This window comes from Marinobacter nauticus ATCC 49840 (assembly GCF_000284615.1).
Lineage (GTDB): Bacteria > Pseudomonadota > Gammaproteobacteria > Pseudomonadales > Oleiphilaceae > Marinobacter > Marinobacter nauticus.
Genome location: NC_017067.1, coordinates 259436 through 273148 on the forward strand (window position 1 = coordinate 259436; position 13713 = coordinate 273148).

The 13713-nt window shown below is 59.8% G+C and carries 11 protein-coding genes; 8 read left to right on the plus strand and 3 right to left on the minus strand.

All coding sequences use genetic code 11. The features are described 5' to 3' along the window. Positions 1–198: 198 nt before the first annotated feature. From MARHY_RS01140 to MARHY_RS01175, 8 genes are all read left to right on the plus strand, one after another. On the plus strand, positions 199–909 hold the full coding sequence (locus MARHY_RS01140; RefSeq protein ID WP_167539878.1) for a thermostable hemolysin: 711 nt from the start codon (positions 199–201) through the stop codon (positions 907–909). Then, positions 893–3085 (plus strand): AMP-binding protein, encoded by a 2193-nt coding sequence (locus MARHY_RS01145; protein WP_041654456.1) that lies wholly within the window; start codon positions 893–895, stop codon positions 3083–3085. The genes MARHY_RS01140 and MARHY_RS01145 overlap by 17 nt, the downstream gene beginning before the upstream one ends. Continuing rightward, positions 3072–3854, plus strand: a complete 783-nt coding sequence (locus MARHY_RS01150) for an SDR family oxidoreductase (RefSeq protein WP_041654457.1) — start codon at positions 3072–3074, stop codon at positions 3852–3854. The genes MARHY_RS01145 and MARHY_RS01150 overlap by 14 nt, the downstream gene beginning before the upstream one ends. Then, positions 3851–4471: a tetratricopeptide repeat protein gene (locus tag MARHY_RS01155; RefSeq protein WP_014420209.1), complete on the plus strand. Its 621-nt coding sequence runs from the start codon at positions 3851–3853 to the stop codon at positions 4469–4471. Before MARHY_RS01150 ends, MARHY_RS01155 begins: the two co-directional genes overlap by 4 nt. Positions 4472–4549: 78 nt before the next feature. Beyond that, positions 4550–6064, plus strand: a complete 1515-nt coding sequence (locus MARHY_RS01160; RefSeq protein ID WP_014420210.1) for a sensor domain-containing diguanylate cyclase — start codon at positions 4550–4552, stop codon at positions 6062–6064. An 82-nt stretch (positions 6065–6146) separates the two neighbouring features. Then, complete coding sequence (locus MARHY_RS01165) at positions 6147–7013, plus strand: MBL fold metallo-hydrolase (RefSeq protein WP_041654458.1); 867 nt, start codon at positions 6147–6149, stop codon at positions 7011–7013. A gap of 7 nt (positions 7014–7020) precedes the next feature. Further along, the gene (locus MARHY_RS01170; protein WP_014420212.1) at positions 7021–8745 is read left to right on the plus strand and encodes a SulP family inorganic anion transporter; all 1725 of its coding nucleotides are present in this window, start codon (positions 7021–7023) and stop codon (positions 8743–8745) included. An 88-nt stretch (positions 8746–8833) separates the two neighbouring features. Beyond that, complete coding sequence (locus MARHY_RS01175; RefSeq protein ID WP_014420213.1) at positions 8834–9493, plus strand: energy-coupling factor ABC transporter permease; 660 nt, start codon at positions 8834–8836, stop codon at positions 9491–9493. A 9-nt stretch (positions 9494–9502) separates the two neighbouring features. Here MARHY_RS01175 and MARHY_RS01180 read toward each other — a convergent pair whose 3' ends face one another. From MARHY_RS01180 to MARHY_RS01190, 3 genes are all read right to left on the minus strand, one after another. Continuing rightward, entirely contained in the window at positions 9503–11632 is a 2130-nt protein-coding gene (locus MARHY_RS01180; RefSeq protein ID WP_014420214.1) for a putative bifunctional diguanylate cyclase/phosphodiesterase, read from the minus strand. Positions 11633–11879: 247 nt separating this feature from the next. Further along, on the minus strand, positions 11880–12413 hold the full coding sequence (locus tag MARHY_RS01185) for a response regulator transcription factor (protein ID WP_014420216.1): 534 nt from the start codon (positions 12411–12413) through the stop codon (positions 11880–11882). A 2-nt stretch (positions 12414–12415) separates the two neighbouring features. Next, a complete protein-coding gene (locus MARHY_RS01190; protein ID WP_014420217.1) occupies positions 12416–13687 on the minus strand; it encodes a sensor histidine kinase in 1272 nt (423 codons plus the stop codon). Positions 13688–13713: the final 26 nt, after the last annotated feature.

Below are 13713 nucleotides of genomic sequence, written 5' to 3' on the forward strand. Positions count from 1 at the left end.
CGGGATAGCCCCGAGGTTGGCCGCAATCTACCCCTCCTTTCTTAAGTGAGCCTTAACCGTGCAGGCACAGAAACCTTAAGGCGCTCTTAAGGTTTCTGTGGTGCCGTCTTAAGACTGGTTTAAGCCAGCCTTTCTAATCTGTCAGCCATGACCCTGCGTCCGTCTGGGCCAGGAAAAGCAAGCAGAGAGAAGGCAGCCATGACTGATCCGTTAACAATGTCGACCTGTTGTCCTCCGGATTCCGGGGAGTTGGTTCCGGCCGTCCGTTGTGCTGGCCGGTGGTTTTGCGAAATCCAGTCCAATACGCCATTGGCCCACACGGTGTCGGATTTCATTCGGCGCCGCTTCCTCCACGCGTACGGGGCCGAGCCTTCCCTGCGTATTCCACGGCTTCTGGCCCTGACAACCGCTCAGGGAACGCTGCTGGCCGCCGTTGGCGTGCGCAATGCGGAACAGGAACGGCTTTTTCTGGAGGATTACCTGTCGGTGCCGGTGCAAACACTGATGCCGGAACCGGGAACCAGACGCAGCGGTATTGCCGAAATTGCCCACCTGGCCGGGGTGGAAGCCGGGGTCAGCCGCTATCTGTTCGCCTCGCTCTCAGTGTGGTTGGATGCTGCCGGCTATGACTGGGTGGTGTGTACCGGTACCGACCAGTTGCGCAACAGTTTCCATCGGCTCGGCATCGCCACGCAGGTGCTGGCGGATGCCGACCCTTCAAAATTGCCGGATGGCGGCGCTGGTTGGGGTCGCTATTACGACCATCATCCGGTGGTGATGACCATCAAGGTCGCTGATGGTATGGCGGCCTTGCGCGCCGCCGGCTTGCTGAAGCTGGTGCAGCCGGTTGTTGCGGCCGAGGATAAACTGCAGGCGGACCTGGGAGGTGCCTATGGCCGCCTTGCCTGATCTCCTGTCTCAGCGGGTCCGGCAACATCCGGAGCGCATTGCACTGCAGGGGCCAGACGCCAGTTTCAGTTATCAGCAGCTATGGCGGGCGGCGCAGTTGGTGGCCGAGCAGTTGCGGAGCCTGGGCGTGAAACGCATCGGCCTGTGTGGCGACAACACCCCGGCCTGGGTGGTTGCGGACCTGGCTTGTCTGATGGCGGACGTGGTGTGTGTACCGGTGCCGGTGTTTTTCTCCAAAAGCCAGACCGAGCACCTGATACAGCGGGCCGGGTTGGATGCCCTGTTATTCAGTGCCGAAGCCGAACAGGCGGAGATGATCGGTCATGGTGTCTGGCTGAGACATTTGCCGGTGTCCCCTGCTGCCTGCTGGGTGCCGGAACACACCGCCAAGATTACCTTCACCTCCGGCAGTACTGGTACCCCCAAGGGCGTGTGCCTGTCGGCGCAGCAGCTGGCGGCGACCGCCGGTGCGCTGCAGCAGCGGCTGGAAGGTGTGGAGCTGGAGCAACACCTGTGCATCCTGCCGCTGGCAACCCTCCTGGAGAACATTGCCGGGGTCTATCTACCGCTGCTGATGGGCGCCACGGTGACGGTTGCCCCGCTGCAAACCCTGGGTATGACCGGCAGCAGTGGCCTCGATCTCGGCCAGCTGGTGGCCGGCCTGAACCGGCATCAACCTCATTCCTTGATTCTGGTGCCGGAGCTGGCGATGGCGCTGGTCAATGCTGCCGAGCAGGGATTGCTGACAACGGATTCATTTCGCCTTTTGGCGGTGGGCGGCGGCCGGGTATCGCCGGACCTGTTGGCCAGGGGCCGGTCGATTGGGTTGCCTCTGTACGAGGGCTACGGCTTGTCCGAATGTGGCTCGGTGGTGGCGCTGAATGTCCCCGGAGCGGAACGTGAAGGCTCGGTTGGCCTTCCCCTGGGGCATGTGCAGGTAAAGGTGGATAACGAGCACCGGATTCTGGTTCGGGGCAATACCCATCTGGGGTATCTCGGTGATGAGCCGCAAGCGGATGACTGGCTCGATACCGGCGATCTGGGCGACCAGGACACAGAGGGCTTTCTGGCCGTCAGTGGCCGGGCCAAGAACCTGTTGATCACCAGCTTTGGTCGGAACATCAGCCCAGAATGGCTGGAAAGTGAACTGGTCCAGGCATTGGGGGCCGATCAGGCCGTGGTATTTGGCGATGGTGAGCCGCAACCCGGTGCTTTGGTGGTGATCACCGATAACCGAAGCCCAGACGATGTGCGTGCGGCCCTGACGTTGCTGAATGCCGGTTTGCCTGATTATGCCCGCCTGCAGGCCGTGTACCTGCGCTGGCAACGGCTGACGCAGGCCGAGGGCCACATCACGGCCAACGGTCGCCCGGTGCGGCACCAGATTCAGGCGGACCTGCCCAGGCTCATGGCCGAATCCTTTCCCTTATTCATGAACCTCTCAGTGCCTGCGGGCACTTCTACTCGACAGACAACGCCAGGAGACTCCAACATGGCATTTTTTGACCGACTGCAATCCGAAACTGAACAGGCCCGGGCCCATGTCACCGGCGCCCCGGTGATTCAGGCTATCCGCGAGGGTCGCTTTGATCTTGAGGGTTACACCTGGTTCCTGACCCAGGCCTATCACCACGTGAAGCACACGGTGCCACTGATGATGGCCTGTGGCGGCCGGCTGCCGGAGCGGCTGGAATTCGTGCGCAAGGCACTGGTGGAGTACATCGAGGAAGAATACGGCCACCACGAGTGGATTCTCAACGACCTTGAAGCCTGCGGTGAAGACAAGGCAGCCATTCGTCATGGTCAGCCCGATACCTCCATCGAGTTGATGGTGGCCTACCTGTACGATCGCATCCAGAGGGGTAACCCGGCGGCGTTCTTCGGTATGGTTCAGGTCCTGGAAGGCACCTCCATCGAGCTGGCCACGCCGCTGGGTGAAGCCATCCAGAAACAGCTGGGCCTGCCTGACCAGGCGTTCAGTTATCTGTACTCCCACGGCGCCCTGGACCAGGACCACTTTGAGTTCTTCCGCAAGCTGATGAACGACATCACCGATCCGGAGGACCAGCAGGCCATCATCGAGGCCGCGCGCATGGTGTATCGCCTGTACGGCGATATGCTGCACAGTATTCCGCTGCGGGCCCATGGCAAGGAGCAACGTCATGAGGCTGCATGACCGTACCTTCCTGCTGCTGGGTGGTACCGGTGGCATTGGCCAGGCCCTGATCGGGCCGCTGGTGGAATGCGGTGCCCGGGTGATCGTTGCGACCCGGCATCCGGAGCGGCTGGAAAAGCGCGCCGGCGTTTCTCCGGTGCACCTGGAACTGGCCAGCCCGGAGCTGGATCAACAGCTTCAACAGTTGAGTGAGGTGTATCCCGATATTGATGGCGTGATTCATTGCGCCGGCCAGAACCGGTTTGCGGCGCTGGATACCATGGCGATCAGTGACCTGGATGCCCAGCTTATGGTCAACCTGCGTTCCGCCATGCTGGTGGCCCGGCATTTTGCGCCTCGTTTTCGCAAAGCCGGCGTGGGCGCGCTGGTGTTGGTTGGGTCCACCTTCGGCAGCATCGGGTTTCCCGGCTACACCGCCTATTGCGCCAGCAAGTTCGGCCTGCGCGGCTTCAGCGAAGCCCTGCGCAGGGAGCTGGCGGATACCCCGGTACAGGTGGTGTACGTGGCGCCTCGGGCCACTGCCACAGCCATGAACCCGGCGCCGGTGAACGAGCTGAACCGTGCCCTGGGTAATGCCATGGACGCACCGGAAGCCGTCGCGGCGCAGATCCTTCAGGCCATGGAAAAAGATGAACGCCGGCGTTTTCTGGGTTGGCCGGAAAAACTGTTTGTGGTGATCAACGGCATCCTGCCGAAGCTTGTGGATAAAGCCATGTTAAAACAGCTGCCGGTGATCCGGCGCTTTCTGGATTCAGGAGTGGTGTCATGAAGTGGATGGTAATGGTGTTGGCGGGTGTTATGTCCCTGCCCCTGTGGGCCCAGGACATGCAGGCTGAACTGGCCCAAATCCAGCAACGCTGGGCGCAGATCCAGTATCAGTTGCCCGAAGATGATAAGGAAGAGGCATTTGAGGCACTGGCCAAAGAGGCCGAGACCTTTGTCGCTGATTATCCGGGCCGTGCCGAACCGCTGATCTGGCAGGGTATTGTGCTCAGCACCTACGCCGGTGCCAAAGGCGGCCTGGGTGCGCTGGGACTGGTGAAAGAGGCCCGCGCCTCCCTGGAAGCGGCCCTGAAGATCGCTCCGGAGGCGCTGGATGGCTCAGCCTATACCTCGCTGGGTAGCCTGTATTATCAGGTGCCGGGCTGGCCGCTGGGGTTCGGGGATGATGAGATGGCCCGGAAGTACCTTCAGAAATCGCTGGCAATCAACCCGGACGGTATCGATGCCAATTATTTCTTCGGTGATTTTCTGGCACAACAGAACGAGTCGCAACGGGCCCGGGTCTATCTTGAAAAAGTGTTGGCAGCCCCGTCGAGACCTGGTCGTGAAGTGGCGGATGCCGGCCGTAAGGCAGAAGCAAAGGCCCGCCTGGATAGTCTTTGAAGAGCATTCGCCGCGACTGTCGGGCTGGACTACACTAAAAGAACCTAGTGTAGACAATAGCAGGGAGACCGGCCATTTATGGCGAGCCAGCCCGACGATGAGCAGCCAGAGGGCCTGTCGGCCCGGTTTTTTCAGAAGCTGGCATCCGGCGTGCCGGGCGTGCTGTTTACCTATTGGCTCAGTGCCGATCATCAGTCACACCGCTATCCCTACGTCAGCGACCAGGTAAAAGAACTGTTCGGCGTCGAGCCGCAAAAGCTCCGGGAAAATGCCGATGCGGTTTTCCGGGTCATTCATCCTGACGATGCGGCCGGTGTAGGTGAGAGCATCCTGCACTCGGTGCGAACGCTGCAACCCTGGTGTTACCGCGCCCGGCTGAGGATGAAGAATGGCGAGTACCAATGGTACGAAGCCCATTCCGTGCCGGAGCGGCAATCGGACGGCAGCACCCTCTGGTATGGCCAGTTCCACAACATTCAGCACTACAAGGAGCTGGAGCAGCATCTTCGGGATAGTGAAGCGGAATTCTCGTTCCAGGCGGGTTTCCAGAAGCTGATTGCCCGGCTTTCCAGTGAGTTCATTCATCTCGGATTTGGCTCCATCGATGATTGCATTGATGAGTTGCTCAGATCCATCGGAGACTTCTTCAGCGTTGATCGCGCCTACGTCTATGCCTTTTCGCCGGACCTTGCCACCATGACCAATACCCACGAATGGTGTGCTCCGGGTGTGCCATCGTTGATGGCGGATCAGCAGGCGGTGCCGATTGACGATTTCCGCTGGTGGCAGCAACAGATTCGCCTGATGGAGAGCCAGAGCCAGGTGGTGTTCATTGAGGACACTGCGGATTTGCCGCCTGAGGCCGCAAACGAGCGGGCATTGCTGGAGCAGCAGGGTGTCAGTTCCATGTTCTGCGTCCCTGTCCGGATCCGTGGCCAGGTGATGGGCTTCTTTGGTGTGGATTCGTTATCCCGGCGGAGTTGGCGGCGGGATATGGCGGATCTGTTGATTATTGTCTCTGGCCTGTTGTCCGGTGCGCTGGAACGCAACCGGCTGGAAGAGGACCTGCTTAACCAGTCGATTCGTGATCCGCTGACTGGACTGCATAACCGTCGTTACCTGATGCCCCGGCTGGACGAGATCCTCGCTGGCAGCAATCGCCATGGTGACCGTTTCTGCCTCGCCATGTTCGATATTGATCACTTCAAACGGATAAACGACAACCTGGGCCACCTGGCAGGCGATCAGGTATTGATGCGATTTACCGACCTCCTGCTCGCCCATACCAGAACCACCGATGTGGTGTCCCGCTTCGGGGGTGAGGAATTTCTGGTGGTTTTTACCGGGGTAACCGAGAGGGATGTGCAAACCCTGGTGATGCGAATCATGGAAGCAGTAAGGGAGGAGGAATGGTTGGTCGACGGCAAGGCATTAACCGTTACGGTCAGTGCCGGGGCGGTGTGCGTGTCGGAGCTGACAGACGAGCCGGCCACCCCGGAGGCACTGATTGCCAGGGCAGATGATAGGCTGTACCAGGCCAAGGATGGGGGCCGGGATTGCCTGGTTGATGCATCGGGATTATCGCGCATATAAGAAAACAGCATTTCACCTTATATATCGTTTCAGTATATCCTTAGATCAAATTAAAGAACTGGCGACTTCAGAGGTGAATACCATGACCCAGCCCATCGTTCAGCATTTTTTCGACGAACCCACTAACACCTTCAGTTATGTCGTGCGCGATCCCGACAGCCAGGTCTGTGCGATTCTGGATTCGGTGCTGGATTTCGATTACGCCGCTGGCCGCACCGATGTGCGCTCGGCCGACGAGATCATTCAGTACATTCAGGCGAACGATCTGACCGTGGAATGGATTCTGGAAACCCACGTACATGCGGATCACCTGTCAGCAGCTCCCTACCTGCATGAAAAGCTCGGAGGCAAAACCGGTATCGGGGCAAAAATCATTCAGGTACAGGAAATTTTCGGCAAGGCCTTTAACGCCGGTACCGAGTTTGTCCGCGATGGCAGTCAGTTTGACCGGCTGTTTGAGGAAGGCGACACCTTTGCGATCGGCAACCTCGAAGGCCGTGTGCTGCATACGCCCGGCCATACACCGGCATGCCTCACCTATGTGATTGGCGACGCCGCATTTGTGGGCGATACCCTGTTTATGCCGGATTACGGCACGGCCCGCTGTGATTTCCCGGGCGGTGATGCCCGGGTTCTCTACCAGTCCATCCAGAAAGTTCTGGCGTTGCCGCCGGAGACTCGCATCTTCCTGTGCCATGATTACAAGGCTCCCGACCGTGATGAATACCAGCACATGACCACCGTGGCCGAGCAGCGCCAGGCTAATGTGCACGTGCACGATGGTGTGTCGGAAGAGCAGTTCGTGAAGATGCGCACCGAGCGGGATGCAACGCTGGATATGCCGAGGCTTATCCTGCCGTCGGTGCAGGTGAATATGCGGGCGGGCCATATGCCGTCTGCAGAAGACAACGGCCAGGTGTACCTGAAGGTACCGGTCAACCTGTTCTGAGCCGCGCATGAATCTGAAACGCTATCTGCCCATTCTGCAATGGGCGCCATCCTACGGTCGTGACCAGGCCACCAGTGATCTGGTGGCTGCCGTCATTGTCACCGTTATGCTGATTCCGCAGTCCCTGGCCTACGCTCTGCTGGCAGGCCTCCCGGCGCAGGTCGGGTTGTACGCCAGTATCCTGCCACTGGTGGTCTATGCGGTATTCGGAACCAGTCGCACCCTCTCTGTTGGCCCGGTGGCGGTGGCCTCGCTGATGACGGCGGCTGCTCTGGCGCCACTGGCCGAGGCGGGCACTGCTGAATATCTGGCCGGAGCTATTTTGCTGGCGGTGATGTCTGGCCTGATGCTGACCCTGATGGGGGTGCTGAGGCTGGGATTCCTGGCCAATTTCCTGAGCCATCCGGTGATATCCGGGTTTATTACCGCCTCGGGCATTGTCATTGCCGCTAGCCAGCTCAAGCACCTGTTCGGTATCCAGGCCAATGGCCACAACTTGCTGGATATTGGTCACTCGTTACTGGTTTCCCTGGGCAATACCAACGTGCCCACGCTGTTGATCGGGGTCGGGGCCCTGCTGTTTCTGTTGTGGTCTCGCCGGTACCTTAAACCGGTACTGCATCGATTTGGCCTGGCGCCCCGGGCGGCCGATATCCTGACCAAGACCGCGCCCATTCTGGCGGTGCTGATCACGACTCTGGTTGCCTGGGTATTGCGGCTTGATGAGCAGGGCGTGCGACTGGTCGGTGAGGTACCGTCAGGATTGCCTGCCTTCACCATGCCCAGTCTGGATCTTGGCCTGTGGTCCCAACTGGCGGTCAGCGCCTTGCTGATCAGTGTGGTGGGTTTCGTGGAATCGGTTTCCGTGGGTCAGACCCTGGCGGCCAAACGGCGCCAGCGCATTGACCCGGACCAGGAGCTGATTGGTCTGGGGACCGCCAACCTGGGGTCCGGCCTGTCGGGCGGTATGCCGGTTACCGGTGGCTTTTCCCGTTCGGTGGTGAACTTCGATGCCGGCGCAGAAACACCGGCCGCCGGTGCCTACACGGCGGTGGGCATTGCCCTGGCGACTCTGTTCCTCACGCCGGCGATAGCCTGGCTGCCCCAGGCGACGCTGGCGGCGACCATTATTGTGGCGGTGATCACCCTGATTGATCTGCCTGCCCTGGGCCGCACCTTCCGCTATTCCCGTACCGATTTCGGGGCCATGCTGGCGACCATCCTGCTCACGCTCGCTCACAGTGTCGAGGCCGGTATCATTGCCGGGGTGGCGTTATCGATCGGTCTGTTCCTGTACCGCACCAGTCGCCCCCACAGTGCGGTGGTGGGCCGGGTGCCGGGCACCGAGCATTTCCGCAACGTGTTGCGCCATGAGGTGGAACTTTGCCCCAAGGTTACCTTCCTGCGGGTGGATGAAAGCCTGTATTTCGCCAATGCCCGTTTCCTTGAAGAAACCGTGATGGATCTGGTTACCCGGGAGCCGGAGCTGACCGATCTGGTGCTGGTGTGCCCGGCGGTGAACCTGATTGATGCCTCAGCCCTGGAAAGCCTGGAAGCGATTAACGAACGGCTGCGCGACGCCGGGGTGCGTCTGCATTTCTCGGAAATCAAGGGCCCGGTCATGGACCGGCTCAAAGGCACGGAGTTGCTGGAACACCTGGGCGGACGCATTTTCCTGAGCACTTATGAAGCCTGGCAAGCGCTCACGGACCGGGCGGCGTTGGCGGCTTGACCTGAACGGTGTGATCCCATTGACGGTGTATGGGGTATGTGTAGACACTGCCCCCTATTTCCAATCGCACCCGCACCGGTAAAACGCCATGGGAATGACCGACAACCTGCTCTCCACCAGTCAATGGCTGATCACCGCCGTGTTGTTTGCGGTGATCCTGTTGAAAGCGGTGCGTTCTGTCGACTGGTCCGCCTTGCGCAAGGATAACGCCCTGCAGCATTCGTTTTTTGGTGCTGCGGTGATTCTGGGTTTTGTCTGGCAGTTACGGGCAGGTATTTCACCAGGATTGGCGATTCACATCTTTGGCATCACGGTGATTACCCTGATGCTGGGTTGGGCTCTGGCCGTGCTGGCGGGCCTGCTGGCCCTGGTGATCACCGTCATCACCGGGCGCGAGCCGCTACTGATGTTTGCCGCTAACGGCCTGATTACGGTGATGGTGCCAGCCCTGGTCAGCCATGGCATCATGTTGTGGGAACGGCGGCGCAATTTCCGTAACTTCTTCGCTTACATCTTCTTCTGTGGTTTTTTTGGAGCCGGTCTGTCGGTTGCCGCGGCGGGCATGGTGATGTGCCTGATGCTATGGAGCAGCGGTACCTACAGTTTTGATGAACTGGTGCATGAGTATCTGAGGTATCTGCCGCTGTTCATGATTCCGGAGGGTTTCATCAACGGCACCTTTGTCACTGGCCTGATGGTATTCCATCCGGACCGGCTCAGTACGCTGGATCAGAGCCGCTACCGGTAAGCGTGCTGTTCAGATGCCCTCGCCCTGTTCGGAAGCCGCCTGCAGTTGCTGGATTTCCTTTCTGGATTCGACCTGACGGCGCCAGTTTTGCAGCCACTCCAGTACCTCTCCGGATGGCATCGGGCGGGCGATGCCGTAGCCCTGAACCAGATTGCAGCCCATGTCCCGCAATGCGGCGGCATGATCCATGGTCTCCACGCCTTCCGCCAGCACAGGATGGTCAAAGCGCTGAGCCAGGAAGATCACGCTTTCAACGATAGCGCGGTCATTGGCGTCGGTGAGCATGTTGCGGACAAAGCTCTGATCAATCTTGATGACATCCACCGGCAGGGTGCGCAGGTAGGTTAGCGATGAAAACCCGGTGCCAAAGTCATCCAGTGCCACCTGCAGGCCCAGAGACTGGCAGCGCGCCAGCACATTGCTGGCGCGCTTGGTGTCCTCCAGCGCCGTGGATTCCAGCACTTCCAGAGTGATTTGCCCGGGGCTCACTTCCGGATGGCTTTGCAGATAGCCTTCCAGGTAGTCCGCAAACTTCCGGTCCATCAGGTGGGGCGCGCTGATATTGATGCTGACTCCCAGAGCTTCGCCGGCTTCCCGCCATCGGTTCATCTGGTGAATCGCCTCTTTCAGCACCCATTGGCCCAGGGGGATCTCCAGGTGACTGTTGGCCACCGCCGGCAGAAAGGCATCGGGGGTAATCAGTCCTTTTTCGGGGTGGTTCCAGCGAATCAGGGCCTCAAAGGCAATCACCTGACAGTCGGCCATGCGCAGTTGTGGCTGGAAGTAGAGTTCGAATTCCTCGTTCTCTAGGGCTCGGGAAATCTCCATCAGCAGGTTCCGACGTTCCTTGCGGAAGGCATATTGGCCTGGATCAAAAATATAAAACTGGTTGCGGCCTTTCTCTTTGGCAGCATACATGGCCTGGTCGGCATGGCGGATCAGGCCTTCGGCGTCGGTATCATCCTCCGGGTACAGGGTGACGCCGAGGCTGGCGGTCAGATTTACCGCTTTACCCGCCATGTCGAAAGGCTCACTGACCGAGCTCAGGATACGCTGATACAGCGGCTCGGAATGATCGCTCTGAATCAGCAGAACAAATTCATCGCCGCCGATTCGGGCGACGGTATCTCCGCTGCGGAGACTTCGGGTGAGCCGTTCCGCCACCATGCGGAGGGCCTCGTCGCCGAAATCGTGGCCGAGTTCATCGTTGATACCCTTGAATCCGTCCAGGTCAAGATAGCAGATGGCGAGTGAGCGTTTCTGCCGGTCCGCGTGCGCCCTGGCGGATCGCAACCGCTCTTCCAGAAGCTGGCGGTTGGGCAGGCCGGTGAGGTCGTCGTAATTCGCGGCCCGGTCGAGCTCTTTGGCGTGATTCTTCAGGGCAGTGATATCGGAGAACGCCGCCACATAATAATGTTTGCCGGGTTCTTCCAGGTGCACCCGGCTGATGGATAGCAGTTCCACATATTCCTCACCGTTTTTTCGGCGATTCCACACCTCTCCGCGCCAGTGATCGGTTTTTTCGATGGACTGCCACATGGAACGGTAGTATTCCCGGGAATGGCGGCCAGAGCTCAGAATGGAAGGGTTGAGGCCGAGTACTTCCTGACGGCTGTAGCCGGTAATCCGGGAAAACGCTGGGTTTACATCGATAATGTGGTTGAGGTGATCGGTGATGACAATCGCCTCGTGGCTGCGATCAAAGACGCTGGCAGCGATGCGCAGGCCGCGTTCGCTGTTTTTCCGGTCGGAGATGTTGGTCTGGATTACCACAAAGCCGGGTTCAATGCCGTCCTCTCCATCGACGGGTGTGCAGTAGGTGTGTACCCAGTAAGGTTCGCCGTTGGCGGTGTAGTGCAGGATGTCTTCTTCAAACGCCTCGCCCCGGAACAGGTGGCGGTGTATCCGGCTGACGGTCTCCAGATCCGTATCCGGGCCAGCCAGAACCTGATTCGGCAGTTTCCCGCGCACCGAATTCAGCGAGTAGCCAGTGTGCTTCTCAAACGCCTGATTGACCCACTCGATGCAGCCACCGGCGTCCAGAATCAGTGCCATGTTGCGGGTGGCGGTGGCCACCAGCGCCAGTCGTTTCGGGTCGATATCCGTGGCAGGCTGGGGAGTGTCCGGGGTGTTGGGCATAGATCAGGTGTTCCGGTTAACGGTGGCTTTCGGCTTCCTCCTCTCCATGTGAGAACTGTTCGCGGGTATGGCAATGATGGCGACCCGCAACCTCCGCATTTTTCGTGTACCTGTTATCCGTATATTGCAATGAGAGGTGCGAGGGATGCTACCTCATCCGGGGCTGGAAGGCATTCGACCTTGGTTTCAGAGAATTGATCATCGTCAATTCGTAACAACTTTTTACGGTTCGATGACAATCGAGGCACTATTGCCGCCAGCGGGAATGCTTCTGCAGTTTGCGCTGGAGTGTACGCCGGTGCATGTTCAGGGCCCGGGCGGTTGCTGATATGTTGCCTTCATGCTCATTTAACACCCGCTGGATATGCTCCCACTCCATTTCCTCCACCGACGGCGGTTCCTGGCGCAGTTCAGGGGCGCCTTCAATGGGCTCAAAACCGTGAATCAGCTGGCCTACGGTGACCGGTTTGCACAGGTAGTTCATGGCGCCACGGCGCATAGCCTCAACCGCCGTGGCGATACTGCCGTAACCGGTCAACACCAGGACCTCCAGATTGTCATCAACCTGTAGCAGTTCTGGCAGTAATTGCAGGCCGCTCTCACCCGCCAGATTCAGATCCAGCACGCAGCGTTTAAAACGCTTCTCGCCAAGGGCCTGGAGCGCATCCGCCCGGTTACTGGCCGTCGCGCTTTCCACGCCCTGTCGTGCAAGAGAGCGGCTTAGTACCTGCAGAAAGCTCTCATCGTCATCAATCAGCAACCAGCATTCGCCGTCTGTCATGTTCAGATAACTCCCGTAGAAGGTGCGCCAGACATCGGAAGGTCGATCACCATGGTGGTGCCCTGATCGCTCACCCGGGCACGAAGGTGGCCGCCCAGTCGCTGTATGGTGGCGTTGGACAGAAACAGCCCCACACCCAGGCCGTTGCGGGAATCCACCACGTCTTCGCCCGGCGCACCGGCAAAGGCACTTTCCAGACCATCGCCGTGGTCTTCGACGATGATCTCGACCCGTGCATTGTCGGCCCTCTGGCAACTGACGGCGACCCATTCGGGGCTGGCGGTCAGGGCGTTGGCGAGCAGGTTCAGCACCGCCTGATCGAGGGTGGCATCTACCGCGACCGTTGCCTCAGGACACTCGTCTGCCCAGCGTATCGGCCCGGCGGGCCAGAGCAAGGTTGCAGACTCCCGAAGCCGTTTCAGCCAGGTGGATACCGCCAGGTTTTCCAGTTTTGCGTTGCGGGCTTCGATGGCGGCCTGGGTCAGCTGTTGCAGATGCCCGCTGCACAGTGCCAGCTGTTGCTGCATCATGCCCAGGTCCTCTTCCAGATGTTCGTCGCCCTGCCCCGCGGTGGCAGAACGAATTTCATCCAGCAACAGCGTCATGGTGTTCAGAGGTGTTCCAAGCCGATGGGCGACGGCAGCGGCCGACAGGCCCAGGGAAATTATCTGCTCGTCCCGAAGCCGGTTTTCCCGGAACTGCCCAAGCTGGGACTGCTGTGCTCTCAGCTGGCGGGCCAGGGTGCCCACCACCAGCAGCAGAATGGCGGCGGTCAGGGCAAAGGTTACCCACATGCCCACCAGGTGCAGCTGGGCCAGGTCGCTGCCGTGGTGCTGGTGTTCAATAGCGGGCGTATGCCAGAGCACCAGGGCGGTGTACACCAGAATACCGGATACCGTCAGGACGATACCCTGGCGCCCGGGCACCAGGATGATGGCGACCGCAATCGGCAGCAGCAGGAGTGAGACCAGAGGGTTGGTGTAACCCCCGGTGAGGTAAAGCCAGAACCCGATAAGCACAAGATCGGCCGCGAGCGTAAGGCTGACAAAAAACGCAGAGGCGGGCGGGCGCCGGCTGAACCACAACCACCCGAGCGTGGCCAGAACACCGTACAGCAGGCACAGCAGCAGGGCCTCGGCCCGATGGGCAAGGGTGATGGTGGTTTCGGCAACCGCAACGGCCACCAGCAAGGTGACAATGATGGCCAGCCGCATGCCCAGAAGGTAACGGGCGGCCTGCCGAAAACCGGTCTGTGAGTGTGTCAGCCATTCCATGGGGGCATTCTACCAGCGTGTAGTCG